The sequence below is a fragment of the Novosphingobium sp. IK01 genome (assembly GCF_033242265.1).
Lineage (GTDB): Bacteria > Pseudomonadota > Alphaproteobacteria > Sphingomonadales > Sphingomonadaceae > Novosphingobium > Novosphingobium pituita.
In genome coordinates, this window is sequence record NZ_BTFW01000001.1 from 117,688 (window position 1) to 142,893 (window position 25,206).

At 65.8% G+C, this 25,206-nt stretch carries 24 protein-coding genes; 12 read left to right on the top strand and 12 right to left on the bottom strand.

The window, feature by feature from the left end; genetic code table 11:
• Positions 1-50: 50 nt before the first annotated feature.
• Entirely contained in the window at positions 51-1,052 is a 1,002-nt protein-coding gene (gene miaA, locus SBI20_RS00500) for a tRNA (adenosine(37)-N6)-dimethylallyltransferase MiaA (protein WP_317973179.1), read from the bottom strand.
• Between miaA and serB the strand changes: the two genes are divergently transcribed.
• Entirely contained in the window at positions 1,045-1,941 is an 897-nt protein-coding gene (gene serB / locus SBI20_RS00505; RefSeq protein ID WP_317973180.1) for a phosphoserine phosphatase SerB, read from the top strand. The two genes, miaA and serB, sit on opposite strands and share 8 nt — an antisense overlap.
• Positions 1,941-2,729, top strand: a complete 789-nt coding sequence (locus SBI20_RS00510) for a Coq4 family protein (RefSeq protein WP_317973181.1) — start codon at positions 1,941-1,943, stop codon at positions 2,727-2,729. The genes serB and SBI20_RS00510 overlap by 1 nt, the downstream gene beginning before the upstream one ends.
• A gap of 101 nt (positions 2,730-2,830) precedes the next feature.
• Here the strand turns inward: SBI20_RS00510 and purL are convergent, their stop codons facing one another.
• The gene (gene purL, locus SBI20_RS00515) at positions 2,831-4,972 is read right to left on the bottom strand and encodes a phosphoribosylformylglycinamidine synthase subunit PurL (RefSeq protein ID WP_317973182.1); all 2,142 of its coding nucleotides are present in this window, start codon (positions 4,970-4,972) and stop codon (positions 2,831-2,833) included.
• A 158-nt stretch (positions 4,973-5,130) separates the two neighbouring features.
• On the opposite strand from purL, the gene SBI20_RS00520 reads away from it, so the two are divergent.
• From SBI20_RS00520 to SBI20_RS00545, 6 genes are all read left to right on the top strand, one after another.
• Entirely contained in the window at positions 5,131-5,376 is a 246-nt protein-coding gene (locus SBI20_RS00520) for an exodeoxyribonuclease VII small subunit (RefSeq protein WP_317973183.1), read from the top strand.
• Between the two features lie 4 nt (positions 5,377-5,380).
• Positions 5,381-6,289, top strand: a complete 909-nt coding sequence (locus SBI20_RS00525; RefSeq protein WP_317973184.1) for a polyprenyl synthetase family protein — start codon at positions 5,381-5,383, stop codon at positions 6,287-6,289.
• Entirely contained in the window at positions 6,290-6,802 is a 513-nt protein-coding gene (gene coaD, locus SBI20_RS00530; protein WP_317973185.1) for a pantetheine-phosphate adenylyltransferase, read from the top strand.
• A 142-nt stretch (positions 6,803-6,944) separates the two neighbouring features.
• Positions 6,945-7,664: a peptidylprolyl isomerase gene (locus SBI20_RS00535; protein ID WP_317973186.1), complete on the top strand. Its 720-nt coding sequence runs from the start codon at positions 6,945-6,947 to the stop codon at positions 7,662-7,664.
• Between the two features lie 72 nt (positions 7,665-7,736).
• On the top strand, positions 7,737-8,765 hold the full coding sequence (queA, locus tag SBI20_RS00540; protein ID WP_317973187.1) for a tRNA preQ1(34) S-adenosylmethionine ribosyltransferase-isomerase QueA: 1,029 nt from the start codon (positions 7,737-7,739) through the stop codon (positions 8,763-8,765).
• A gap of 150 nt (positions 8,766-8,915) precedes the next feature.
• Positions 8,916-10,733 carry a methyl-accepting chemotaxis protein gene (locus SBI20_RS00545; RefSeq protein ID WP_317973188.1) on the top strand — a complete coding sequence of 606 codons (1,818 nt, stop codon included), beginning with the start codon at positions 8,916-8,918 and terminating at the stop codon, positions 10,731-10,733.
• 27 nt (positions 10,734-10,760) lie between these two features.
• On the opposite strand, the gene SBI20_RS00550 is transcribed toward SBI20_RS00545, so the two are convergent.
• Positions 10,761-11,579: a TSUP family transporter gene (locus SBI20_RS00550; protein WP_317973189.1), complete on the bottom strand. Its 819-nt coding sequence runs from the start codon at positions 11,577-11,579 to the stop codon at positions 10,761-10,763.
• 71 nt (positions 11,580-11,650) lie between these two features.
• Here SBI20_RS00550 and tgt point away from each other — a divergent pair, with 71 nt between their 5' ends.
• A complete protein-coding gene (gene tgt / locus SBI20_RS00555) occupies positions 11,651-12,775 on the top strand; it encodes a tRNA guanosine(34) transglycosylase Tgt (RefSeq protein ID WP_317973190.1) in 1,125 nt (374 codons plus the stop codon).
• Positions 12,776-12,902: 127 nt separating this feature from the next.
• A complete protein-coding gene (locus SBI20_RS00560; RefSeq protein WP_317973191.1) occupies positions 12,903-14,945 on the top strand; it encodes an alpha/beta hydrolase family protein in 2,043 nt (680 codons plus the stop codon).
• Positions 14,946-14,953: 8 nt separating this feature from the next.
• Here SBI20_RS00560 and SBI20_RS00565 read toward each other — a convergent pair whose 3' ends face one another.
• On the bottom strand, positions 14,954-15,139 hold the full coding sequence (locus SBI20_RS00565) for a hypothetical protein (protein ID WP_317973192.1): 186 nt from the start codon (positions 15,137-15,139) through the stop codon (positions 14,954-14,956).
• 119 nt (positions 15,140-15,258) lie between these two features.
• Positions 15,259-16,164 carry a LysR family transcriptional regulator gene (locus SBI20_RS00570; protein ID WP_317973193.1) on the bottom strand — a complete coding sequence of 302 codons (906 nt, stop codon included), beginning with the start codon at positions 16,162-16,164 and terminating at the stop codon, positions 15,259-15,261.
• A gap of 121 nt (positions 16,165-16,285) precedes the next feature.
• Between SBI20_RS00570 and SBI20_RS00575 the strand changes: the two genes are divergently transcribed.
• On the top strand, positions 16,286-16,906 hold the full coding sequence (locus SBI20_RS00575) for a YceI family protein (RefSeq protein WP_317973194.1): 621 nt from the start codon (positions 16,286-16,288) through the stop codon (positions 16,904-16,906).
• 90 nt (positions 16,907-16,996) lie between these two features.
• Positions 16,997-17,950: a glutathione S-transferase family protein gene (locus SBI20_RS00580; protein ID WP_317973195.1), complete on the top strand. Its 954-nt coding sequence runs from the start codon at positions 16,997-16,999 to the stop codon at positions 17,948-17,950.
• Positions 17,951-18,034: 84 nt separating this feature from the next.
• Here SBI20_RS00580 and rpsD read toward each other — a convergent pair whose 3' ends face one another.
• From rpsD to SBI20_RS00615, 7 genes are all read right to left on the bottom strand, one after another.
• Entirely contained in the window at positions 18,035-18,649 is a 615-nt protein-coding gene (gene rpsD / locus SBI20_RS00585; RefSeq protein WP_317973196.1) for a 30S ribosomal protein S4, read from the bottom strand.
• A 179-nt stretch (positions 18,650-18,828) separates the two neighbouring features.
• The gene (locus tag SBI20_RS00590; RefSeq protein ID WP_317973197.1) at positions 18,829-19,587 is read right to left on the bottom strand and encodes an RNA methyltransferase; all 759 of its coding nucleotides are present in this window, start codon (positions 19,585-19,587) and stop codon (positions 18,829-18,831) included.
• Positions 19,588-19,632: 45 nt separating this feature from the next.
• On the bottom strand, positions 19,633-20,106 hold the full coding sequence (gene nrdR, locus SBI20_RS00595) for a transcriptional regulator NrdR (RefSeq protein WP_317973198.1): 474 nt from the start codon (positions 20,104-20,106) through the stop codon (positions 19,633-19,635).
• Positions 20,107-20,110: 4 nt separating this feature from the next.
• The gene (gene glyA / locus SBI20_RS00600; protein WP_317973199.1) at positions 20,111-21,421 is read right to left on the bottom strand and encodes a serine hydroxymethyltransferase; all 1,311 of its coding nucleotides are present in this window, start codon (positions 21,419-21,421) and stop codon (positions 20,111-20,113) included.
• A gap of 14 nt (positions 21,422-21,435) precedes the next feature.
• On the bottom strand, positions 21,436-21,873 hold the full coding sequence (gene rpiB, locus SBI20_RS00605) for a ribose 5-phosphate isomerase B (RefSeq protein WP_317973200.1): 438 nt from the start codon (positions 21,871-21,873) through the stop codon (positions 21,436-21,438).
• Between the two features lie 72 nt (positions 21,874-21,945).
• Positions 21,946-22,698 carry a DUF2059 domain-containing protein gene (locus SBI20_RS00610; protein ID WP_317973201.1) on the bottom strand — a complete coding sequence of 251 codons (753 nt, stop codon included), beginning with the start codon at positions 22,696-22,698 and terminating at the stop codon, positions 21,946-21,948.
• A gap of 95 nt (positions 22,699-22,793) precedes the next feature.
• On the bottom strand, positions 22,794-25,145 hold the full coding sequence (locus SBI20_RS00615; protein ID WP_317973202.1) for a TonB-dependent receptor: 2,352 nt from the start codon (positions 25,143-25,145) through the stop codon (positions 22,794-22,796).
• Positions 25,146-25,206 lie beyond the last annotated feature (61 nt).

Here is a 25,206-nt window from a genome sequence, read left to right on the forward strand (position 1 = left end):
GTCAGGCAATTGACGGCTTGCTAATTGACACAAACGGTCGTGTCAATCTGCTAGTTTTGAAATAATGCTGCTATATGCGGTGTGTCAAGGTAATTTTCGTTCGTGAATCGGGGCCAATCGACCGGAATCTGGTGACGGAGCCAGGTGAACTGCCGTTTGACATAGCGGCGCGTGGCTTGCTGGCCGGAGGATATCGCAGAGTCGGCGTCGAGGGTTCCGGCCAGAAACGCGGCGATCTCGGGCACGCCGATGGCCCGCATGACCGGCAGGTCAGGGTCGAGCCGGCGCGCGAGCAGGGCCTCGACTTCGGCGAGGGCACCGCCTTCCCACATCATGGCAAAGCGGCGGTCGCAGCGCGCGTAGACCCAGTCGCGTTCGGGGAGCAGGACAAGGGGGCGCAGGGCCACCGCATGGCCGATCCCGCCCTCGCGCCGGGCCTGCCAGTGGGCGAGGGGGTGACCGGTCGAGCGCACGACTTCGAGCGCGCGGGCGACGCGGGTGGTGTCGGCGGGGTGAAGCGCGGCGGCGCGCTCGGGGTCTTCGCGGGCGAGGGCTGCATGGGCAAGGTCCACGGGCAGGGCGCGGACGGCGGCGCGAATGTCGGGGTCTATGGCTGGGACGGGGGCGATCCCGTCGAGCAGGGTGCGGATATAGAGGCCGGTTCCGCCCACGAGGATGGGCAGGGCGCCCTGTTCGTGGGCCTGTTCGATTTCGGCACGGGCGGCCTGTGCCCAGTCGGCGGCGGAACAGGATGTGGCGCCGTCCCAGGCGCCGAACAGGCGGTGGGGCACGCCCTGCATCTCGGCCTCGCTCGGGCGGGCGCTCAGGACGGCAAGGTCAGCATAGACTTGCGCGCTGTCGGCATTGATCACCACGGCCTTGCGGCCCCGCGCCTGCTGCGCCAGCGCGAGACGGACGGCAAGATCGCTCTTGCCGCTGGCGGTCGGCCCTGCAATGAGCGCCAGCGCCCGGTTCTGGTCGGCCCTTGCGAGGGGCAGGTTGGAATGTGAGGGGCCACGGCCAGAATGTGAAAGGGATTTCTCAGTGCTCATTGCCCGTCTGATAGCAGACCCGGAGACGCTTGGTGACAATCTTGCGCGCGCGATGGAACTGATCGAGGACGCCGGTTTCGAGGTGGCGGGCGCCGGGATGCTCGACTTTTCCGATTCGGTCGTCGAAATCGAGGTGATCGACGGCGAACAACCGGCAGACAGGGCCAAAGTCCGCACGATCCTCGATCACTGCTTCCCGGCCTGCGACATGCTGATTTCCGACCGGATCATCGAGACACCGCGCCTGTTCGTCTCGGACATGGACTCGACCATGATCGCGGCGGAATGCATCGACGAGCTGGCCGATTTCGCTGGCCTCAAGGCCCGGATCGCGGACATCACCGAACGCGCGATGCAGGGCGAACTCGATTTCGAATCCGCGCTGCGCGAGCGCGTGGGCCTTCTGGCCGGGCTTTCGCAAGGTGCGATCGACCAGTGCCTCGACGAGCGGATCGCAGCCATGCCCGGCGCGCGCACCCTTGTTGCGACGCTCAAGTCGCGCGGGTGCCACACGGTGCTGGTGACCGGGGGCTTCCACTCGTTCGCCGATCCGGTGGCCGCCGAACTGGGCTTCGAGCGCGTGGTGGGCAACCGTCTGGAGATCGTTGATGGCAAGCTGACCGGCAAGCTCGAAGGCGGGATCGTCGATTCGGGGGTGAAGAAGGCCGTGCTGCTCGAAGAGACCGCGCGGCTCGGGCCCGCGACGGTGAGCCTGGCCACCGGTGATGGCGCCAACGACATCCCGATGATCGAGGCCGCCACGTTCGGCATTGCCTATTACGCCAAGCCCAAGGCCCGTGCGGCGGCTGATGGCCGGATCGACCGGGGCGACCTGACCGCGATCCTCGAACTCTTCGGCATTCCGCAAGAGGACTGGGTGATCGATTGATGCCTGCGCGTCGGAGCGATTTTGCGGACCTGCCGCTGATTGATCCCGCGCGGGAAAAGCCGCGCCTGCGCCCGCTCAAGGCCTGGGGCCATTTCCGGCGGCTGATGCACAATACCGAAAACACCGCCGAAGTGTTCGGGATCTTCGCCGCCTTGCCGTGGCGGGGCGGGGGCAAGGCGGGAACGCGGTTTCTGGCGAGCGAGAAGGGCCATGCCCTTGCGCTCGCCGAGCCCTGGCTGCCCGTGATCCTCGACGATCATGCCGCCTTGCGCGCGATGGGGCCGGGCACGCTGGGCTGGGCCTATTGCGACTTCATGGAGAGCGAGGGGCTGACCGCACAGGGGCTCGTCGACGAGGCTGAGCGGTTTCTGGCCGGAAGGCCGCGCTACAACGACCGCTTCCAGTGGTACATGCACCGCTTGCGCGACGTGCACGACCTGCTGCACGTGCTCACCGGCTATGGCCGCGATGCGCTGGGCGAGGCTTGCGTGCTGGCGTTCACTTATCCCCAGCAGCCCGCGCCGGGGCATCTGTTCATCGCGTGGATGGCGGCCTTGCAGATGCGCTTGCGCCTCCGGAGCCGGGCGCCGGTCTTTGCCGCGGTGCGCGAGGCGAAGCGGCGCGGGGCGCGCTGCCCGCGCATGATGGAACAATCGATTCGCGCGCTGCTGCCGCTCGATCTGGACGAGGCGCGGCGTCGGCTGGGGATCGTGCCGGGCACGGCCTATGCGCGGGCCCATGCGGTCTGGCGCAGTGAAGGGGTCGATCCCGACAGTTTGCTGCGCTGAGGGGCTGGCCCCTCCGTCAGGCCTGCGGCCTGCCACCTCCCCACGCTGTGGGGAGGATCTTTTTTTCTTTTGGGACCGCGCGGAACGCGTGGTGGAGGGGCTTAGCCCTCCATCCAGTCCCGGAAGAAGGCTTCGTTGGCTTCGCGCAGGGTGTCGAGGCTCACGCCCGCAACGCTGCTGCCGCCCGTCGTGCCAAGGCGCGTGGCGCCTTCGAGGGTGACATCCGCGCGGGTCGTGACGACATAGCGCGACTGGTCTTCGCCAAAGGCCTGTGCGGTGGTGAGCGGGGCGTCGAGCGTGACGCCGATCTTGCCCGCCAGCGCCATTTCGGTGAGCGCGACGAGGAGGCCACCGTCCGAAAGGTCGTGAACGGCGGTAACCTTGCCGTCGATGATCCATTCGCGCACGAGTTCGCCATTGCGGCGTTCGAGGGCGAGGTCGACGCTGGGGGCTTCGCCTTCCTCGCGGCCGAGTATTTCGCGCAAGTAGAGCGACTGGCCCAGATGGGTGCCCTGGGGCCCGAGCAGCCACACGGTTTCACCCTCGGCCTTGAAGGCGATGGTGGCCATCTTGTCGTGGTCGAGCATCAGGCCCACGCCGCCGATGGCCGGGGTCGGCAGGATCGCCGAGCCGCCGCCGGTGGCCTTGGATTCGTTGTAGAGCGAGACGTTGCCCGAGACGATCGGATAGTCGAGCGCGCGGCACGCATCGCCCATGCCTTCGAGGCAGCCCACGATCTGGCCCATGATTTCAGGGCGCTGCGGGTTGGCGAAGTTCAGGCAGTTGGTGATCGCGAGCGGGGTGGCGCCGACCGCGCAGATGTTGCGGAAGGTCTCGGCCACGGCCTGCTTGCCGCCTTCGTAGGGGTCGGCAAAGCAATAGCGCGGGGTGCAGTCGGTGCTGATCGCCAGCGCCTTGTCCGTCCCGTGGACGCGCACGACGGCAGCGTCTCCGCCCGACTTCTGGAGCGTATCGGCGCCGACCTGGCTGTCGTACTGCTCGAAGATCCAGCGGCGGTTGGCAAGATCGGGGCAGCCGATCAGCGTGACGAGATCGGCGGCGATGTCCGCGCTTTCCGGCAAGGCGCCCAGCGGGGCGGGCTTGGCGGGCTTGACGTGCGGACGATCATAGAGCGGGGCATCGTCGGCCAGCGGGTCGAGCGGAATGTCGCAGACCACTTCGCCGTTGAATTCGAGCACCATGTGGCCGGTGTCGGTCACTTCGCCGATCACCGCGAAGTCGAGTTCCCACTTGCGGAAGATGGCCTCGGCCATGCCTTCCTTGCCCGGCTGGAGAACCATGAGCATGCGCTCCTGGCTTTCCGATAGCATCATTTCGTAGGGCGTCATGCCCTCTTCACGGCACGGCACCTTGTTCATGTCGAGCCGGATGCCCGCGCCGCCCTTGCTGGCCATTTCGACCGACGAGGAGGTCAGGCCCGCCGCGCCCATGTCCTGGATGGCGACGATGGCGTCGGTGGCCATGAGTTCGAGGCAGGCCTCGATCAGCAGCTTTTCGGTGAAGGGGTCGCCCACCTGCACGGTCGGGCGCTTTTCCTCGCTCTTTTCGTCGAAGTCGGCGCTGGCCATGGTCGCGCCGTGGATGCCGTCGCGCCCGGTCTTCGAGCCGACATAGACGATCGGATTGCCAAGGCCGGTGGCCGCCGAATAGAAGATCTTGTCGGTATCGGCCACGCCCACGGTCATCGCGTTGACCAGGATGTTGCCGTCGTAGGCCTTGTGGAAATTGGTTTCGCCGCCAACGGTGGGCACGCCCACGCAGTTGCCATAGCCGCCGATACCCGCGACGACGCCCTGGACGAGGTGCTTCATCTTGGGGTGGTCGGGGCGGCCAAAGCGCAGCGCGTTCATGTTGGCCACCGGGCGCGCGCCCATCGTGAAGACGTCGCGCAGGATGCCCCCGACGCCGGTTGCGGCGCCCTGATAGGGTTCGATGTAGCTGGGGTGGTTGTGGCTTTCCATCTTGAAGATGGCGGCCTGGCCATCGCCAATGTCGATCACGCCGGCGTTCTCGCCGGGGCCGCAGATGACCCAGGGGGCCGTGGTCGGCAGCTTCTTGAGATGAATACGGCTCGACTTGTACGAGCAGTGTTCGGACCACATGACCGAGAAGATGCCCAGCTCGACGAGGTTGGGCTCGCGGCCCAACGCGCCAAGCACGCGCGCATATTCTTCTTCCGACAGGCCGTGGGCGGCGACGATTTCAGCGGTGATCTGCGACATGGAAAGCGCCCTTAGCCGCGTGCGCGCGTTTGCGCTAGGGGGAGAGAAGGGGGAGCGGGCAGTTCGGGGCAGGGCTTTTGATTATGCACGCGTTATGCGCGGGGGTACTGAATGTCGGCGCTTGACCGGTAGGCCGGGCCCGGCCATTGCTAGGGGCGATGGCAAGCACACAAGACATCGCCGCGCTCAGCTTCGAGGATGCGCTCAAGGAGCTGGAAGTCGTGGTTCGCCGCCTCGAAAGCGGAGAGGCCCCTCTGGACGAATCCATCGACCTCTACGCGCGGGGCGAGGCTCTGCGCGGGGCCTGCCAGGCTCGGCTCGATGCCGCCCAGGCGCGGATCGAGGCCGTGGTGGCCGACCGCGAGGGCCGCGCTGCGGGCACGCGCCCGTTCGACGGCGCCTGATCCCATGGGGACCGCGACAGACGGTCAGGCCCTGCTGGGCCCCGCGCTCGCCGCGATCCAGGCCGAGGTAGACGCCTGTTTCGACGCGCTCCTGCCGATGGCGGCGGACCCGCGCGACCGGCTGGTCGAGGCGATGCGCTATGCGGCCATCGGTGGCGGCAAGCGGCTGCGCCCGCTGCTGGTCTGTGCGACCGCCGCGATGTTCGGGGTCGACCGCACGGCGGCGGTGCGGGTGGGCACCGCGCTGGAGGCTATCCACGCCTATTCGCTGATCCACGACGATCTTCCCTGCATGGACGACGACGCGCTGCGCCACGGAAAGCCCACCGTGCACAAGGCCTTTGACGAAGCGACGGCGGTTCTGGCGGGTGACGCGCTCCATGCGTTCGCCTTCGAACTGCTGAGCGATCCGGCCACGAGCGGCGATCCGTTCACGCGGATCGAACTCGTCCGCACGCTGGCCACGGCCAGCGGTCTTCACGGCATGTGCGGCGGGCAGATGATGGACATCGTGGCCGAGACGACGACGTTCGACCTGCCCACTGTCACCCGCCTCCAGCAGCTCAAGACCGGGGCCCTGCTGGGCGCGGCGGTCGAGATGGGGGCTGTTCTGGGCCGTCTGGCCCCCGAAGGGCGCACGCACCTGCGTGGTTATGCCCGCGATATCGGCCTTGCCTTCCAGATCGCCGACGACCTGCTCGATGCCGAGGGTGACGAGGCGGCTGCCGGCAAGGCGCTGCGCAAGGATGCGGCGGCGGGCAAGGAAACCTTTCTCTCGCTGCTCGGCCCGGACCGCGCGCGCGAGCAGGCGCACCTGCTCGTCGAACAGGCGGTCGCCCATCTGGCCAGCCATGGCCCCGAGGCCGATCTTCTGCGCGCGCTGGCGCGCTTCATCGTGGAAAGAGATCGCTAAATGGAGCCGAAAATCGGCATCTATCCCGGCACGTTCGATCCGATTACGCTGGGCCATCTCGATATAATCCGCCGGGGCGCCAAACTGGTCGACCGGCTGATCGTCGGGGTCACCACCAACCCTTCGAAAGACCCCATGTTCACGCCCGAAGAGCGCATGGTCATGGTGGAACGCGAAATGGCCGATCAGGGCATCGACAACGTCGAGGTGGTCGGGTTCAACGCGCTCCTGATGAAATTTGCCGAGGCACAAGGGGCCAGCGTGATCGTGCGCGGGCTGCGCGCCGTTGCCGATTTCGAGTACGAATACCAGATGGCGGGCATGAACCAGCAGCTCAACGACCAGATCGAGACGGTCTTCCTGATGGCAGACGTGAGCCTTCAGCCCATCGCCTCCAAGCTGGTCAAGGAAATCGCGCTGTTCGGTGGCGATATTTCCCATTTCGTGACGCCGACCGTGCGCGACGAAGTGGTGGCGCGGGTTGCGCATCTGGGGCGCCGGGGAGACTATTGAGGCTCCCGCAGGGAACCCTGGTGCTGGCAGTGTTGTGCTGGCCGGTGTTGCCAAACGTTCATTGCAGTGTCAGTGCCCCGGCCTTAATCGGCATTTCTCGTATTCGATCCGTTTCCCGTATTCCAGCAAGGTGTCAGGCTTGATGATCGCCCGTTCGTTTTCCAAGGCCCTGATGGGCGCTGCTCTTGTCGCCAGCCTGGCGGTGTCGGGCCCGGCCATGGCGCAGAGCCAGGGGAACAAGGAGCCGGTCAAGCCCTTCAAGGTCGACAAGTTCGTGCCCCAGCACGAGATCACCTATGCCATCGACACGGACCCCGCGCACGATCCCGAGAACGTACTCGTGCTCGACCTGTCGAACGGCGGGCGCGTGCTGATCCGGCTGATGCCAGAATGGGCGCCCCATCATATCGAGCGGATCAAGACCCTCGTGCGGCAGGGGTTCTATGACGGGATCATCTTCCACCGCGTGATCGAGGGCTTCATGGCCCAGACCGGCGACCCGACGGGCACCGGGCAGGGCGGCTCCAAGCTGCCCGACCTCCAGGCCGAATTCAACGATGCGCCGCACATGCGCGGGACGGTCTCGATGGCCCGCACCAACGATCCCAACTCGGCCAACAGCCAGTTCTTCATCGTGTTCTATCCGCGCTTTGCGCTCGATCACAAGTACACCAACTTTGGGCGCGTGATCAGCGGCATGGATGCGGTCGACACGATCGTGCGGGGCGAACCGCCCAAGAACCCGACGAAAATCGTCCAGGCCTCGATCCTGGCCGATCACAAGCCGCGCCCGGCGCCTGCCGCGCCGGTCCAGAGCGGGGCGATCACGGCGGACATGCTCAGCAAGTCCGGCTCGAACTGATCGGGGCGGGCGCAGGCCGGAGGGGCGCCGGGGGCTTGCCCTTGCCGGGCCATGCGGCTAGCGCGCCAGCCCATGCGCGTTGACCTGTTCGATTTCGACCTTCCCCCCGAGGCCATTGCCCTGCGCCCCGCGCGTCCGCGCGATGCGGCGCGGATGCTCCATGTGGCAGGAGGGGCCCCTCTGGCCGATCTGGGTGTGCGCGACCTGCCCTCGCTGCTGCGCGCGGGCGATGTGCTGGTGTTCAACGATACCCGCGTGATCCCGGCCCAGCTCGAAGGCCAGCGCGGCGAGGCGCGGATCGGCGCCACCTTGCACAAGCGGATCGACTTGCGCCGCTGGCAGGCCTTCGTGCGCAACGGCAAGCGCCTGCGCGAGGGCGACACCATCGCCTTTGGCGCGCAGGTGACCGCCATGGCCGAGGCCCGCCATGCGGACGGCAGCTGGACCCTGTTCTTCCCCGGCGAGGAGCCGGTCGAAGTCCTGCTCGAACGCGCCGGGCGAATGCCGCTGCCCCCCTACATCGCGGGCAAGCGCCCGACCGATGCGCAGGATCGCAGCGATTACCAGACGATGTTCGCCGACAAGGACGGTGCGGTTGCCGCGCCCACCGCGGCGCTCCATTTCACCCCCGAACTGATGGCCGCGCTGGCGCAGGCGGGGATCGGGCACGAGACGCTGACCCTGCATGTCGGCGCGGGCACGTTCCTGCCGGTCAAGGCCGACGATACCCTCGACCACCAGATGCACGCCGAATGGGGCACGATCGACGCGGAGACCGCCGCGCGCCTCAACGCCGTGCGCGCGGCAGGCGGGCGGATCATCGCGGTGGGGACGACCTCGCTGCGCCTGCTCGAAAGCGCGGCAGACGAAAGCCGGACGATCAACCCGTTCACCGGCGATACCTCGATCTTCATTACGCCGGGCTATACCTTCAAGGCCATCGACGGGCTGATGACCAATTTCCACCTGCCCAAGTCGACCCTGTTCATGCTGGTCTCGGCGCTGATGGGGCTGGAGACGATGCAGGGCGCCTATGCCCATGCCATCGCCAATGGCTATCGTTTCTACAGTTACGGTGATTCCAGCCTGCTGCTGCCCTGAGAATCTCCAGAGCGCATCTGCAGGGCGCAGGTGCGGGAGCGTTTTGGCCCGCATTCGACTGGGTGTTTTCCCCGATCCTGCCGCAACGCAATCTTGGCGTGCGGGTGCGCACCTTCCCGGTGAGCGGATAGCAGGATCGGGCCGAGTGCGATGCATGTGACCATTTCACGGGTGATTCATCTGGGCGCGCTGATGACGGTCGTGCTCACCTCGCTGATGTTGTGGTCGGGGGTGACAGGGCTTGCGGAAGTATCGCACGAGTTTCGCAGCGTCACCGAGGATTCATTGCCCAGCACGATCCAGCTGGCCGACATCTCGCGCGCGATGGACGTGGCGCGGATCAAGCAGGGCTTGCAGGTCACCGCCGAGCAGCCCTCCGACGTGCTGAGCGTCGACAAGGATATCATCGACAACATTGCCACGGCCGACAAGGGGCTGGCCGCCTACAACACGCGGCTGCGCGACCCTGCCGAACGCGCGATTTTCAGCAAGGTTCAGGCCGGATGGAAGATTCTGCGCGCCCAGACGCTGGGCGTGCGCGACATGGCCTTGCGGGGCGACATACCGGCTGCCGCGCATATCTATCGCGGCCCGATGGTCAAGGTGGCGGTCGACTTGCGCAAGACCCTCAATGGCCAGATCGCCTACAACCGCAAGGTGGCGCTCGCGCGGGCGGCCCATGCCGCGCGAGCGGCTGATCGGACCAGGATCGGGCTGGCCATCGGGGGTGGTCTGGCCCTGGTCATGGCGGTCGTGCTGGCCTGTGTCCTGCGCCAGCGGGTGCTGGTGCCGATCAAGCGGCTGGTTCAGGCGATGGAGCGGATGGCCGACGGGCAACTCGATGCCGAAGTGCCCGGCCATGACCGCCACGACGAGATCGGGGCCATCAGCCGGGCCCTGCTCGACATCAAGCAGGGGGTCGAGGCGCGGACCCATGCCGCAGCGCAAGAGGAACTGGCCCAGCAGGTGCAGGTCGTCGATGTCTTTGCCAGTGCGCTCGACTATCTCGCGCGGCAGGATCTCGAACACCGCATCCACGAGGAATTGCCCGAGAAATATCAGGTTCTTCGCGCCAATTACAACGAAGCCGTGGCGATGCTGATGAAGGCCATGGGGACGGTGCGCGTGGGCGCGACCAGTCTGGCCGGGACCATCGGCGAAATCCAGAGTGCCGCGCATGATCTGGCCATGCGCAACACCCGTCAGGCGGCCAGCGTCGAGGAAACGACCGCCGCGATGCACAAGGTGGTCGATGGCGCGCGCCAGACGGCCCGTGCCGCCACCGATGCGCGCAGCCAGGCCTCGCAGGTCCTTGGCAAGGCCGAGCAGGGTGGGGCGGTCGTTGCGCGGGCGGTCGAGGCGATGGGGGCAATCGAACGCTCCTCGGGCGAGATTACCCAGATCATCGGGGTGATCGACGGGATCGCCTTCCAGACCAACCTGCTGGCGCTCAATGCCGGGGTCGAGGCGGCGCGGGCGGGCGAGGCGGGCAAGGGTTTTGCCGTCGTCGCCTCCGAAGTGCGGGCGCTTGCCCAGCGCAGCGCCGAAGCCGCGCGCGACATCAAGGCCCTGATCGATGCTTCGGGCCAGCAGGTGCGCGGCGGGGTGGATCTGGTCAAGCAGTCGGGCACTTTGCTGGGCGAGATCCTGGGCGACGTGAACGGCATCGGCACCACGATCAGCACGATCGCCGACTATACCGCCAAGCAGGTCGAGACTTTGGGTGAAGTGAGCGCGACGATGGGCGAGATCGACCAGGTGACCCAGCAGAATGCAGCCATGGTCGAGCAGACCAGCGCCGCCGCCCGCGCGATGGCCGAGGAATCGCAGGCGCTTTCGGGGCTGGTCAACCGCTGGCGCACGCGCGACCGGATGGTGCGCCCCGATCTGGGCGGCCAGCAGATGCGCCGGGATACCGTGGTGGGAATGGCCGGAAAGGCCGGGCCGCCGGCACTGGCGCGAGCCTGAAAAACAGCGGGGTTTTCCCAGGGCGCTTCAGCCCGCAAACCAGCCCCACAACAGGCGCCCGGTCAGCCCGAGGCTGACCGTGATCAGCAGCGGGCGGATCAGCCTTGCGCCAAGGCGCGTGGCGAAATGGGTGCCCATCCAGGCCCCGCACATCGATCCGCAGGCCATGCACAGCGCCAGAACCCACAGGATCTGCCCGCCCAGCGCAAAGAGGATCACCCCGGCCAGATTGCTGGTGAGGTTGAGCAGCTTGGTCAGGCCCGTGGCCCGTGTCAGGCCAAGCCCCCGCAAGGCCACCAGCCCGGTGGTGAAGAACTGCCCGGTGCCCGGCCCGAAGAAGCCGTCGTAGAAACCGATCGCGCTGGCGACCGGCAGGAAGCCGCGTTGTCCGACGCGGTCGTGGCGGTCGGTATCGTCCATGCGCGGCGACAGCACGGTATAGAGCGAGACCCCGATCAGCAGCACGGGCACGACCAGCGCCAGCACGCGCCCGTCGAAATGCTGGATCGTGAGCGTGCCTGCAAGCGCCCCGGCAAAGGTCACGCCCAGCAAGGCCAGGTTGCCCGACAGCGTGAACAGCCCCGCGCGGTAATAGCGAAAGGTCGCCATGGCCGTTCCGCACATCGACTGGAGCTTGTTGGTGCCCAGCGTAATGTGCGGGGGCAGGCCCAGCGTGAAGAGGACCGGCATCATGATCAGCCCGCCGCCACCGGCCACGGAATCGACGAACCCGGTGATCATCGCCACCGCGGTCAGCACCGGATAGATCCACAAGGGCGGGTGATAGGCCAGCGTCTGGGTCGTTTCGGCAGCCTGGGCCATCAGGGCAAGGATCGTGAGCGGCATTTGCACCCCTTGGCGTTTGCGCCTAAGGCCCGCAACAGTTCTTTTCCTGCGGATAGCCGGCACGCTTCACGATGACCCGTTTCAATTTCCAGATCCACGCGACCAGCGGCAAGGCCCGCACCGGCACCATCCAGATGAAGCGGGGCGACATCCGCACGCCCGCCTTCATGCCGGTGGGAACCGCAGCCACCGTCAAGGCGATGAAGGTGGAAGACGTGCGCGCGACCGGCGCCGACATCATCCTTGGCAATACCTATCACCTGATGCTGCGCCCCGGTGCCGAACGCATGGCCCGGCTGGGCGGGCTTCATGCGTTCATGGGCTGGGACCGCCCGATCCTGACCGACAGCGGTGGCTATCAGGTCATGAGCCTGTCGGACTTGCGCAAGATCACCGAGGAAGGCGTGACCTTTGCCAGCCACCTCGACGGCTCGCGCCACATGCTCAGCCCCGAACGCTCGATGGAAATCCAGCGCCTGCTCGGCTCGGATATCGTGATGGCCTTCGACGAATGCCCGCGCGCCGACCAGTCGCGCGACGTGATCGCCCGCTCGATGGAAATGTCGATGCGCTGGGCAAAGCGCAGCCGCGACGGCTTCGACAGCGGCGGCGAGCACGCGGAGCGTTCGGCGCTGTTCGGCATCCAGCAGGGCGCGCTCGACGAAGGGCTGCGCCAGGCCAGCGCCGACGCCCTGCGCGACATCGGCTTCGACGGCTATGCCATCGGCGGCCTTGCCGTGGGCGAGGGGCAGGAGGCGATGTTTGCCACGCTCGATTTCGCGCCGGGCCAGCTTCCGGCAGACCGTCCGCGCTACCTGATGGGCGTGGGCAAGCCCGACGATCTGGTCGGCGGGGTCGAGCGCGGGGTCGACATGTTCGACTGCGTGCTGCCCACGCGCTCGGGCCGCAACGGGCAGGCCTTCACCTGGAACGGCCCGCTCAACATGCGCAATGCCCGCCATGCCGAGGATACCGGCCCGCTCGACGAACGCTGCACCTGCCCGGTCTGTGCCAAGTACAGCCGCGCCTATCTTCATCACCTCCACAAGTCGGGCGAGATGCTTGGCGCGATGCTGCTGACCGAGCACAACCTCTCGTTCTACCAGCAGTTGATGGCCGCCATGCGCGCCGCCATCGCGCAGGACCGCTTTGCCGCCTTCGCGGCCGATTTCCGACGGGATTATTTCCAAAGGTGACAGCTAAATTGCTGCAATATGGATATTTATTGCAGTAAAACATTGCCCGGGCATGGCGCCGTGCTACCCTTCGCCGATTGATCGATCATCGGTGATGAGGGGGCTGGCAGTGGGGTTCAGGGGGTGGATGCGGGGCGCGGGTTGCGCCGCGCTGGTCGTGGCAGCGATGGGCGGCGGGGGTGTCCGCTCCACGGTTGCCCATGCCGCTCCGACGAAAGGGGCCGCTCCGGCGGAAGGGGCGGCTCTGGCGCAGGCCTTTGGCGCGCGCGTGGCGGTTTCGGACATGAGCATGTCGCCCGATGGCACCCATGTTGCCTTCATCGTCCCCGATGGCGCGGGACAGCAGGTCATGGTCGCCGATCTGGTTGCTGGCGGCACCCCTCGTTCGGTGCTGGCCAGCCCGCGCGCCGGGGAGAAGCTTTTTGGGTGTTCGTGGCCGACTGACAAGCGCCTGTTCTGCCGGATCAGGATCTACGAAGCCAATGTCGGGACGCCGATCAGCTATGCGCGCATGGTGGCGATCGACAGCGATGGCGGGCATCTGACGGTCGTCTCGCAGCGACAGACGGACAGGGCGCTCGGCTTCGACTACCACGGTGACGCGGTGATCGACTGGACGGGGGACAAGCCGGGCCAGGTTCTGATGACCCACTCGTTCGTGCCGGAAATGTCGACCGGCACGCACCTTGCCCAGACGCAGGAAGGGCTCGGCGTTGTATCGGTCAATGTTACCACTCTCCAGCGCCGCACCGTGCAGATGGGACGGGTCGATGCGGCCGGTTACCTGACTGACGGGATCGGCCATGTCCGCATCATCGCGCGCGAGGTGCAGAATTCCACGGGTTACGAGACCGGCAAGCTCAACTGGTATTATCGCAAGGCCGGGACGGGTGACTGGAACCTTCTGGGCCATACCGATGACAGCAATGGTTCTTCGGTCAAGGGGTTCGTTCCCCTTGCGGTCGACCCCACGCTCGACGTGGCCTATGGCTTCGGCACGGGCGAGGAGGGGCGCACGGCGCTCTACCGGATCAAGCTCGACGGTTCGCTCACGCGCGAGCGCGTCCTCGGGCGCAGCGATGTCGATGTCGACGATCTGGTCACCATCGGGCGTAGCCGTCGTGTGGTCGGGGTCAGCTACGCGACGGACAAGCGGGTGGTCGAATTCTTCGATCCTGAACTCGCCAAACTGGCTGCCGCCTTGCACAAGGCCTTGCCGGGACAGCCCCAGATCAGCTTCGTCGATGCTTCCGCCGATGAAAGCCGACTGCTGCTGCTGGCAAGCGGTGATACCGATCCGGGCATGTATTATGTCTTCGACAAGAAGACCCGCAAGCTCGAACAGGTGCTGGGCCTGCGCCCCGAACTGGAGGGCGTGAAGCTCGCCCCGATGCAGGCGATCAGCTATCGCGCTGCCGATGGCACGATGATCCCGGCCTATCTGACCCTTCCGCCGGGTCACAATCCGGGCGATTCCAGCGGAAAAGGCCTCCCGGCGATCGTCATGCCCCATGGCGGCCCGAGTGCGCGCGACGAATGGGGGTTCGACTGGCTGGTCCAGTTCTACGCGCTGCGCGGCTATGCCGTGCTTCAGCCCAATTATCGCGGATCTTCAGGCTATGGGGTCGACTGGCAGAACGGGAACGCGTTCCACTCCTGGGCGCGGGCCATTGCCGATATCGACGATGCGGGGCGCTGGTTGCTGGCGCAGGGGATTGCCGCGCCGGGCAAGCTGGGGATCGTGGGCTGGTCCTATGGCGGCTATGCCGCGCTGCAATCGGGGGTGGTCGATCCCGGCCTGTTCAAGGCCATCGTGGCGGTGGCCCCGGTGACCGACCTGCCGCGTCTGCGCGACGACCAGATGGCCTACACGACCGGTGTGATCGTCGGTCGGCAGATTGGCGAGGGCGATTCGCTCAAGGGGGCATCGCCTGCGCTCAATGCCGGGGCTTTCACCGTGCCGGTGCTCCTGTTCCATGGCGATCAGGATCTCAATGTGCCGGTCGCGCAATCGCGCGAGATGGCCGACAGGCTGCGCCCGACCGGCCATCTGGCCGCCTATGTCGAGTTCAAGGGCCTCGATCACCAGCTCGAAAGCCAGCAGGCCCGCACCCGGATCCTGAGCGACAGCGATGCGTTGTTGCGCAAGGCCATGGGCCTGAATCCGTGATCTGATGCCTAGGCGGCGATCTGGTCGCCATCATCCGCGAGGGTTTGTGTTTCCATGCGGGTGTCGGGATATTGGACGAATTGGCCGGTGCGGGTGTCGAGGAAGCCCGCGCCGATGGCGTTGGCCTGTGCCTGGGCGGTTTCCAGATCGGGGTACCATTTGCCGCTGCGATGCGGCGTGACGAAGCGATACATCTGCATGGCCCTACAATGCCACAAGGCGGGGGGCGGTTCCCGTCTTCAGGTGGCAAGCGTGGCCAATTTGCGACGACCTGAGTTTTGCATGAAATTCTTGAAATACTGAAATATTCTTATCACCATTGGTCAGCCATGCGGGGCAGTGCTCCGGCCAGGAATTCGATCCACGCGCGGGTCTTGGCGGCAGGCCTGCGGGTCGGATGGGTGAGGGCGTGAATGGCGCCGAGCGGGGCCAGGGGGTGGTCGAGCGCGACCTCGACAAGACGCCCCTCGCGCAGCGCGCGCGCGGCGATGAAGCGCGGGCCATAGACGAGGCCGAGACCCGCCGCAGCAGCCTCGACCAGCACTTCGCCGTTGTCGGCATGGAGCGAGCCGCGGATGGCCTGCCGGATCGAGCCATCGACACCAAAACGCCAGGTATAGGTGCCGGGCATCGAGAGCGTGAAACCGAGGCAGTCGTGATGGGCGAGGTCGGTCACCTTTTCGGGCGTGCCCGCACGGGCGAGGTAGGCTGGCGAAGCACAGATCACCAGATGCATGTCGGCCAGCTTGCGCGCGATCAGGCTGCTGTCCTCAAGGATGCCGATGCGGATCGCCACGTCCCAGCGTTCCTCGACCAGATCGACGTGGCGGTCGCTCAGGCCCAGTTCGACGGTGATCTTCGGGTGCAACTGCGTGAAGGCGGCGACCAGCGGGCCAAGGTATTGCACGCCGAACGAGGCGGGCACGCTGACGCGCAGCAGGCCCTCGATGGTCACGCTCTGCGCGGCGGCCTCGGCATCGGCCTCGCGCAGTTCGCCCAGGATGCGCTCGGCCTTGTCGAGATAGGCCGCGCCCGCTTCGGTCAGCGAGAGGCGCCGGGTCGTGCGGTGGACGAGGGCAGTGCCAAGGCGCTGTTCGAGCGCGGAAAGATGCTTGGCAGCCATGGCTGGCGACATGTGCAGCGCGCGCGCCGCCGCCGAGAGCCCGCCAAGCCGCATGGCCAGCACGAAGACTTCGATACCGGTCAACCGGTCGGCCATGATTTCCTACTCCGGGTAAAAAGAGATAGTCATATCCGCTCTATTATCATCTTGTGGTTCGAAGGCCATCATGGGGCCAGCATTTCACACACGACCTTCACACACGAGGATACGTCTTCTCATGAACCGCAAGACTTTCGCCGCCCTGGCCCTGGCCCTCTCGCTCCCCGTGCTGGGCGCTCCCGCGCTGGTTTCGGCCCAGGCTTCGAGCGCGCCCTCGACCGTTCAGGCTGGCACTTACGCCGTCGAAACCCACCACACCCTGGCTGAATTCACCGTCAACCACTTTGGCTTCAACGACTTCTTCGGCGTGATCCCCGGCGCCACCGGCTCGCTGACGATCAACCCGGCGAACCTTGCGGTCACCAAGCTCGATGTGTCGCTGCCGGTTTCGGGCATCTCGACCACCAACGCCACGCTCGATGGCGAGCTGACCAGCGCCGACTGGTTCGACGCGGCCAAGTATCCGACGATCCACTTCGTCGCCCACAAGGTGACCAAGACCGGCGAGCGCACCGCCCGCATCGAAGGCGACGTGACCATGCACGGCGTGACCCGTCCGCTGACCCTCGATGCCACCTTTGGCGGCTCGGGCGTGAACCCGATGAGCAAGGCCTTCACCATCGGCTTTTCGGCCACCGGCACGCTCAAGCGCTCGGAATTCGGCGTCTCGAAGTACGTGCCCTTCGTCAGCGACGAAGTGCGCCTGAAGATCTCGGCGGCTTTCGAAAAGCAGGCCTGATCTTTCCGGTTCCAACCCGGACCGAATGCATGGGGCGCCGCGCCGGCTGGCTGCGGCGCCCCTTTTTTGTGCCCAAGGAGGCAAGACACGATGTTGGTCGATGGAAAGTGGACGAGTGACTGGCAGCCGGTTCAGGCGACCGATGCCAAGGGCGGGTTCGTGCGTCAGGTTTCGGGCTTTCGCCACTGGGTGACCCCGGACGGCGCGCCGGGCCCGAGCGGCGAGGGCGGCTTTGCGGGGCAAGCCGGGCGTTATCACCTGATCGTCGCGCTGATCTGCCCATGGGCCTCGCGCACGCTGATGGCGCGCTCGCTCAAGGGGCTGGAGGATGTGGTGAGCCTCTCGGTCGTCGAGCCGGCGCTGACCGAGCAGGGGTGGCGCTTTGGCACTTTTCCCAGCGCCACCGCCGATCCGCTGTTCGGTGCGACCTATATCCACGAGATCTATACCCGCGCAGACCCGCACTACACGGGCCGCGCGACGGTTCCGGTCCTGTGGGACAAGGAGCGCGACACGATGGTCAGCAACGAATCGGCTGAAATCCTGCGGATGTTCGACAAGGGCTTCGGCGATCTGGCCGATCCGACGTTCGACCTCTCGCCCGCCGATCTGCTGCCCGAAATCGATGCGCTCAATGCGCGGGTCTATGACACCCTCAACAACGGCGTCTATCGCGCCGGCTTTGCCACGACGCAGGAAGCCTATGACGAGGCCTTTCATGGGGTCTTTGTCACGCTCGACTGGCTGGAGGAGCGTCTGGCCACCACGGGCCCTTACCTGTTCGGGGAGCGTTTCACCGAGGCTGACATCCGCCTCTTCGTGACGCTGGTGCGTTTCGATCCGGCCTATCACGGCATCTTCAAGTGCAACCAGCGCCCGCTGGCCAGCTATGAGGCGCTCAGTGCCTATCTCAAGCGCATCCTGACGCTGCCGGGTATCCGCGAGACGGTGAACATCGAACACATCAAGCAGGGCTATTATTCGATCCGCGCGCTCAATCCCAATGGCATCGTGCCCGTCGGGCCCGATCTCGACTGGATCTGAAAAAGGGGGCTTTGTTGCGGGCACAAAAAAAGGCGGGGGAGACCCCGCCTTTTTCCGTAGTGGGCTGCGATGCAGACCGACCGATCAGCGCGAATAGAATTCGACGACCAGGTTCGGTTCCATCTTCACCGGGTAGGGCACTTCGTCGAGCGTCGGAACGCGGACGTAGGTGACCTTGTCGGTGCCTTCCTGCGACACGTAGTCGGGAACTTCGCGTTCCGGCAGTGCCTGCGCTTCGGCGATCAGGGCCATTTCCTTGGCCTTGGTGCCCAGCGTCAGCACGTCGCCGGGGCGCACGCGGCGGCTGGCGATGTTGCACTTCACGCCGTTCACGCGGATGTGGCCGTGCGACACGATCTGGCGAGCCGCGAAGATGGTCGGCGCGAACTTGGCGCGGTACACGACCATGTCGAGGCGCTGTTCGAGCAGGCCGATCAGGTTCTGACCGGTGTCACCCTTCATGCGGGCGGCTTCCTGGTAGGTCTTCTTGAACTGCTTTTCGGTCACGTCGCCGTAGTAGCCCTTGAGCTTCTGCTTGGCGCGCAGCTGGATGCCGAAGTCCGAAACCTTGCTCTTGCGGCGCTGGCCGTGCTGGCCGGGGCCATACGAGCGGCGGTTCACCGAGCTCTTGGGACGGCCCCAGATGTTTTCACCAAGGCGACGGTCAATCTTGTACTTGGACGAATGACGCTTCGACACGTGTTCGTTCCTTTCAACTTGCGTTTGTTGGGGGAGGGCCAGAGGCCTTCCTGAGTGGCTGTCCGGAACCGCACCATCTGGCCTGTTGCCAGATGCGGCCACCACTTCACCGGACGTGCGGGGCCAATTGCGAAGGCGCGCCTAGAACAGGCGATGCCCTCTGAGTCAAGTGCGGAAGTTCAGTCTTGCGCGGGTTTTTCGCCCGGAGTTCGGCGCAGGGTCGAGAGAACGCCGCGCAAGGTGCGGATTTCCAGGTGATTCCATGCCGGCTTGGTCAGCATGGTGCGCAAGGTGCGGCGTGTGGAGGCGGCGCGGCTTTCGGGCTGGAAGTAGCCGCGCGGCTCCAGAAGGTCGCACAACTGGCCGAACATGCCTTCGAATTCCTCCTGCGGGGCAGGGGGCAGCAGGTCTTCGACGGTGGGCTGGACGAGGTCGCTGGCCGCGCCATCGCGCGCCGCGTGCTGCTTCGACCATTCATAGGCGCACAGGATCACCGCCTGCGCGAGGTTGAGCGAGCCGAATTCGGGATTGATGGGCACCGTCAGGATCGTGCGGGCCAGCGCCACGTCGTCGGTTTCAAGGCCCGACCGTTCGGGGCCGAACACGAAGGCGCTGCGCCCTTCCTCGGCGACGATCGCGCGGGCGGCTTCCTCGGGCGTCATGACCGGCTTGGTCACGCCGCGCTTGCGCACGGTGGTCGCATAGACATGGGCGCAATCGGCGACGGCATCGGCGAGGGTCTCGTAGACTTGCGCGTTTTCGAGGACGATGTCCGCGCCCGAGGCCGCCGGGCCTGCCGAAGGATTGGGCCAGCCATCGCGCGGGGATACCAGCCGCATTTCGGCCAGGCCGAAATTGAGCATGGCACGCGCGGCCTTGCCGATGTTTTCGCCCAACTGGGGGCGAACGAGAACGATAACGGGGGTCTTGCTGGTCACTGGCCTGGGCGCACTTTACCTGAACGTCACTGCTTTATCTGAATATTACTTGGCGACTTCACGCACGGTCGAGGCAAATTCCTCGAAATCGCGTGCTTCGGAAAAGTCGCGGTAGACGCTCGCGAAGCGGATATAAGCCACGCTGTCAAGCTGGCGGAGCCCGTCCATGACCATCTCGCCGATGATCTTGGACGAGACTTCCGCGTCGCCCATGGTTTCGATCTGGCGCTGGATGCCCGTAATCAGCTGGTCGATGCGTTCCTGCTCGACCGGCCGCTTGCGGCAGGCCAGCGACACGGACTTTTCGATCTTGGTGCGATCGAAAGGCTCGCGCCGCGCGACACTCCCGTCGCCCAGATTTTTCACAACCAGCACTTCGCGCAACTGGACGCGTTCGAACGTGGTGAAACGGGCGCCGCAGCTTTCGCATTGGCGCCGCCGGCGGATCGAGGTGTTGTCCTCGGTCGGCCGGCTGTCCTTCACCTGGCTGTTGTCATGGGCACAGAACGGGCAACGCAATCGATCAAAGCTCCGGGTAGATGGGGAACCGGGCGCACAGGTCGGTCACGGCGTCGCGAACGCGCTGTTCGACCTGACCGTCGCCTTCCTCGCCGTTGCGGGCCATGCCGTCAACCACCTGCGCGATCAGCTGGCCGATCTGGCGGAATTCGTCCTCGCGGAAACCGCGCGTCGTGCCCGCCGGGGCGCCCAGGCGGATGCCCGAGGTGACGAAGGGCGAACGCTTGTCGAAGGGCACGCCGTTCTTGTTGCAGGTCAGGAAGGCGCGGCCCAGGCCCTTTTCAGCGGCCTTGCCGGTCACGTCCTTGGCCGAGAGGTCCACCAGCATGAGGTGGTTGTCGGTGCCGCCCGAGACGATCGAGAGACCCGCATCGGCCAGCGAAGCGGCCAGCGCGCGGGCGTTGGCGACGACCTGATGGGCATAGGCCTTGAATTCGGGGCGCAGCGCGTCGCCGAAGGCCACGGCCTTGGCCGCGATGACATGCATCAGCGGGCCGCCCTGAAGGCCGGGGAAGACCGCCGTGTTGAACTTCTTGGCCAGCGCCTCGTCGTTGGTGAGGATCACGCCCGAACGGGGGCCGCGCAGGCTCTTGTGGGTGGTGGTGGTCACCACGTGGGCATGGGGGAACGGCGAGGGGTGCGCGCCGCCAGCCACGAGGCCCGAGAAGTGCGACATGTCGACCATCAGGTACGCGCCGACTTCATCGGCGATCTCGCGGAAGCGGGGGAAGTCCCAGATGCGCGAGTAGGCGGTGCCACCCGCGATGATCAGCTTGGGCTTGGTTTCGCGCGCGATGCGGGCCACTTCGTCCATGTCGATCAGGTGATCGTCGGCGCTCACGCCATAGGGGATCGGGTGGAACCACTTGCCGCTCATGTTCACGGGCGAACCGTGGGTGAGGTGGCCGCCCGAGTTCAGGTCGAGGCCCATGAAGCTGTCGCCGGGCTGAAGCAGGGCGAGGAACACGGCCTGGTTCATCTGGCTGCCCGAGTTGGGCTGGACGTTGGCGAATTCGCAGCCGAACAGCGCCTTGGCGCGTTCGATGGCCAGCGTTTCGACGATGTCGGCATATTCGCAGCCGCCATAGTAGCGCTTGCCCGGATAGCCTTCGGCGTACTTGTTGGTGAAGACCGAGCCGGTGGCTTCCAGAACGGCCAGGCTGGTGATGTTTTCAGACGCGATCAGCTCGATCTTGCTCTGCTGGCGCTTGAGTTCGCCCTGGATGGCGGCGAAAACTTCCGGGTCGGCCGAGGACAGATGCTCGGTGAAGAAGCCGGCCTTGCGGACTTCCGACGGTGCGGTGGCGGTAGACATCGGGAAGGCTCCTCTTAGAACGCGGGGTTGGAAAGCTTGGTGACGCGGCGAACGTGGCGGTCGCCGGCAAATTCGGTCGACAGAAACGCTTCGACGCAGGCCTTGGCCATGTCGAGCCCGGTCAGGCGGGCGCCCATGGCGATGGCGTTGGCGTCGTTGTGTTCGCGGGCGAGCTTGGCCGAAAGCGGTTCACCGACCAGCGCGCAGCGCAGCGCCGGATTGCGGTTGACCGCGATGGAAATGCCGATGCCCGAGCCGCACAGCGCGATGCCGCGCTCGGCCTGGCCGCTGGCCACGGCCTGGGCCAGCTTGTAGCCGTAGTCGGGATAGTCGACGCTTTCGCCCGCCTGGGGGCCGAGGTCGGCTACGTCGTGGCCCAGTTCGCCCAGCCATTGGACGAGATCGGCCTTGAGGCCGGTGGCGGCATGGTCGGAAGCAATGGCAATGCGCATGGGTTGGGTTTTCTGGCTATCTGTGACGGGGATATGGCGTCCCCCTAAACCCATTATGCCTGTTACGCCAGATTAATCGGGCTTATGCTGAGGGGGTGGCGTGCCCGCCTTTTGACCATGCGCGGCGGCGATCTTTTCCGCGACCTCGGGGTGCGCTTTGAGATAGGCCGAGATTTCACCGGCATAGTCTCTCGACAGGTTTTGCCCCAGGATCATGCCGTCGCGGTTCATGGTCTTGTAGACCTCCACGATTTCGGGATCCTGCGCCACGGTAAGCGAACGTGACAGGTAATGCTGGCCTGCGGGGGTGCGGGCAAAGGCCAGGATCGCGTGGAGGTCTTCGCTGGAGAAATGGCGCACGTAGGCGCGGGCCATGGTTTCGGCCAGCACCGGGATGTTGCGTTCATACACCGGCTTCATCCGCTCTGGAACTTGCGCCAGCATCGTGTCGATGATGTGGTTGAGACCGGGATCGTCGACGGCGATCTGGCTGCGGATGTTCGCGCTCATCGCGCCGAGCAGGGTATTGGAAAAGCTCTGAATCATGGCGACGCGCTGTTCGGGGGGCATGGCGATGGCGATGATGTCGCGTGCGACCTGCATGTCCGCCGGGTTCAGGGGAGCCGCAGCCGGAGGGGGGCTGGGGGCAGGCGCCGGGTCAGGAGAAGCCGATGCCAAAGCGGGCGATGATGCCGCCATGGCGAACATGGCGCCGACAAGCATCAGGCGGTTGGTGGTTGCGCGCATCTGTTCCTCGTTCGCCGGTCCAGGCAGAACGCCCGATCTCCGGGGCAGGGTCTGGGCGATGAAGACCCCGCCGGTCAAGCGCCAATGCATCCATAATGCATTGCCAAATCAAGGCAAAAGGGGCGGCGTTGCGGCCGCCCCGCTCCTGTCCTTGTCGTATCAGGCAGCCTTCATCAGCGGAACGCGCCGCTGAGCGACACGCCGACCACGCGCGGATCGTTGTAGATCCCCGCGCGATAGTTCGAGGTGTCGATCACCCCGATCAGGTTGCGGCGATCGGTCAGGTTGCGCGCGAAGACCGCCAGTTCATAGCGGCCCCAGGCCAGGCCGGCCTTGGCGCCCAGTTCGTAGTTGCCGTCCGAGGTATATTCGACCGACTTGTAGGGGACGTACATCGTGTAGCCCTGAAGGTTGAAGTCGGCGCCGACGAAAGCGCGCAGGGAGCCGGTCAGCGGCAGGTCGTAGCGCCCTTGCAGGTTGAGGTTGAAGCGCGGCGCATTGGGCAGCGGGTTGCCGTTGATCTGCGCGTAATAGGCGTTGCCCACACGCAGGGTCGGGTTGAGCACGGTCTCCGACATGACCCCGCCCGCGGCACCGACCTGGGTATAGACGCTGTTGTCCCTGATTTCGGTGTGCAGCACGCTCACGCCCAGGTCGAAGCGCAAGTTGCGCGACGGACGCAGGCCGATTTCCGCCTCGCCGCCATAGCCGATCGCCTTGTTGGCATTGAACAGCACACCATTGCCGTTGCTGTCGTTGCCGTTGAGCTGGATGTCGGTGACGGTGTAGTAGAAGCCGGTCAGGTTGAAGGTCAGCGTGTTGTCGAGCCAGGCGCTCTTGATACCCGCCTCCCACGAGGTGTTCTTTTCCGAGTTCGCGGTGGTGAACGGCGCATTGAACACCGCCGAACGGCCCTGGATGGTCGGCCCGCGGAAACCGCGCGCGACACGGGCATAGAACGAAAGATCGGTGTTCGCGCGATAGAGCAGGCTCACGTCGAAGCTGGGCTCGGTATCGGCAAGGCGGGTGTGGCGCGCGGCGCTGGCCGGGAACGTGACCGCGCCGGAAACGGTATCGGCGGTCTTGAGCAGGGTGGTGTTCTTGGTGTCGTTGCTCACGCGCACGCCGCCGGTCAGGCGCAGCTTGTCGGTCAGGTCGTAGCTGGCCTGGCCGAACACGGCCCAGCTGGTGTTGACGTTGTGGAGCAGGACCCAGTTGTTGGGGTTGGGCGTCGTGCCCAGCGCCTTGCTGGTGAGGAAATAGGCGCGCTGGTCGAATTCGGTATAGTCGCGCGAATCGAAATAGATGCCGCCGATCTGCCAGCGGAAGCGGCCGGTATCGGGGCTGGCCAGGCGCAGTTCCTGGCTCCACTGGTTTAGCGAGCGCAGAACCCCGCGCGATTCCCCGCAACCGGCGGCGCAGATGTTGCTGCCGCTGCCGCCGAAATCGGCCGCCGCGCCGCCATCGGTGTCGCCCCGGCTGGAACCATGGGAATATTCATAGGCCGTGATCGAGGTCAGCGTGAGGCTGCCGATTTCCTGCACCGCCTTGAGCGAGAGACCCTTGGTCTTGTAGGCTTGGGGATTGTTCTGGGCCTCGTCGTAGGAAACCCTGGTGAGGTCGAGGTCCTGCGGAACGGTATGGGTGCCCTGGCGGATCGAGCCGCGATAGAAGATCGAGGCGGTGCCGTCATAATCGCGATAGTGGCCCGAGAGGCGCAGGGTCAGCGTATCGGTCGGCCGGGCGAGCAGTTGCAGGCGCACGTCGCGCTCGTTGAAGCCGCCCATCACATTGTGGCCGGGCACTGTGCCGTCGTCGCTCGGGCCGGTGTAGGTGTTGCTGATCCAGTTGTCGCGGTGCTGATAGAGGCCCGAGAGGCGGAAGCTGATCCGTCCGTCTGCGGTCAGCGGCCCGCCCACGCCACCATCGATGTTGACGCTGTTGCGGCTGCCCCAGCTGACCGACCCTTGGCCCTGCCAGGTGGCGGTGGGCTGGGCACTGTCGAACTTGACGATGCCTGCGGTGGTGTTCCGACCGAACAGCGACCCCTGGGGGCCGCGCAGCACTTCGACTTGCGCGATGTCGAAGGCCGGGTTCGACTTGAGCACGACGTGTTCCATGACCACGTCGTCCTGAATGATGGACACCGGCTGCGAGGCGCCGAGGTAGAAGTCGATATTGCCAAGGCCGCGAATGTAGAAGCGCGGGAAAATGCGGCCCGTGCTCGATTCGACATTGAGGCTGGGAACGCGGCCGGCCAGCGAGAGCAGCGTGTCCGCGCCGCCAGCCTGGAGGTCGTGCAGCAGTTCGGGCTTGATCACGGCCACCGAGACCGGCACGTCACGGATGTTTTCCTGACGGTGTTCGGCGCTCACGATGATCGGTTCGCCGATGGTCCCCATCGGATCGGCAGGGGCTTCAGGCGCACCCGATGCCGTCGGGGCCTGCGCCATGGCGGCTGCGGGCAGCATCGAGGCCAGGGCAACGCCTGTCAGCAGGGCGGTCGCCGTCGAGATGATACGCATTTTTCCCCCTCGCGTATGAACAGGCCGGTAACGGCCGCTGTGGATGGCGAGCCGATAAAAT

Excerpts from the sequence above, each read along its gene's own strand:
- queA (WP_317973187.1), top strand. The coding sequence starts at position 7,737 with ATGCGCGTTGACCTGTTCGATTTCGACCTTCCCCCCGAGGCCATTGCC.
- SBI20_RS00550 (WP_317973189.1), bottom strand. The coding sequence starts at position 11,579 with ATGCCGCTCACGATCCTTGCCCTGATGGCCCAGGCTGCCGAAACGACC.
- miaA (WP_317973179.1), bottom strand. The coding sequence starts at position 1,052 with ATGAGCACTGAGAAATCCCTTTCACATTCTGGCCGTGGCCCCTCACAT.
- SBI20_RS00535 (WP_317973186.1), top strand. The coding sequence starts at position 6,945 with ATGATCGCCCGTTCGTTTTCCAAGGCCCTGATGGGCGCTGCTCTTGTC.
- SBI20_RS00510 (WP_317973181.1), top strand. The coding sequence starts at position 1,941 with ATGCCTGCGCGTCGGAGCGATTTTGCGGACCTGCCGCTGATTGATCCC.
- tgt (WP_317973190.1), top strand. The coding sequence starts at position 11,651 with ATGACCCGTTTCAATTTCCAGATCCACGCGACCAGCGGCAAGGCCCGC.
- SBI20_RS00570 (WP_317973193.1), bottom strand. The coding sequence starts at position 16,164 with ATGGCCGACCGGTTGACCGGTATCGAAGTCTTCGTGCTGGCCATGCGG.
- glyA (WP_317973199.1), bottom strand. The coding sequence starts at position 21,421 with ATGTCTACCGCCACCGCACCGTCGGAAGTCCGCAAGGCCGGCTTCTTC.
- SBI20_RS00575 (WP_317973194.1), top strand. The coding sequence starts at position 16,286 with ATGAACCGCAAGACTTTCGCCGCCCTGGCCCTGGCCCTCTCGCTCCCC.
- SBI20_RS00520 (WP_317973183.1), top strand. The coding sequence starts at position 5,131 with ATGGCAAGCACACAAGACATCGCCGCGCTCAGCTTCGAGGATGCGCTC.
- rpiB (WP_317973200.1), bottom strand. The coding sequence starts at position 21,873 with ATGCGCATTGCCATTGCTTCCGACCATGCCGCCACCGGCCTCAAGGCC.
- SBI20_RS00560 (WP_317973191.1), top strand. The coding sequence starts at position 12,903 with ATGCGGGGCGCGGGTTGCGCCGCGCTGGTCGTGGCAGCGATGGGCGGC.
- SBI20_RS00615 (WP_317973202.1), bottom strand. The coding sequence starts at position 25,145 with ATGCGTATCATCTCGACGGCGACCGCCCTGCTGACAGGCGTTGCCCTG.
- coaD (WP_317973185.1), top strand. The coding sequence starts at position 6,290 with ATGGAGCCGAAAATCGGCATCTATCCCGGCACGTTCGATCCGATTACG.
- SBI20_RS00525 (WP_317973184.1), top strand. The coding sequence starts at position 5,381 with ATGGGGACCGCGACAGACGGTCAGGCCCTGCTGGGCCCCGCGCTCGCC.
- purL (WP_317973182.1), bottom strand. The coding sequence starts at position 4,972 with ATGTCGCAGATCACCGCTGAAATCGTCGCCGCCCACGGCCTGTCGGAA.
- SBI20_RS00580 (WP_317973195.1), top strand. The coding sequence starts at position 16,997 with ATGTTGGTCGATGGAAAGTGGACGAGTGACTGGCAGCCGGTTCAGGCG.
- SBI20_RS00545 (WP_317973188.1), top strand. The coding sequence starts at position 8,916 with ATGCATGTGACCATTTCACGGGTGATTCATCTGGGCGCGCTGATGACG.
- SBI20_RS00565 (WP_317973192.1), bottom strand. The coding sequence starts at position 15,139 with ATGTATCGCTTCGTCACGCCGCATCGCAGCGGCAAATGGTACCCCGAT.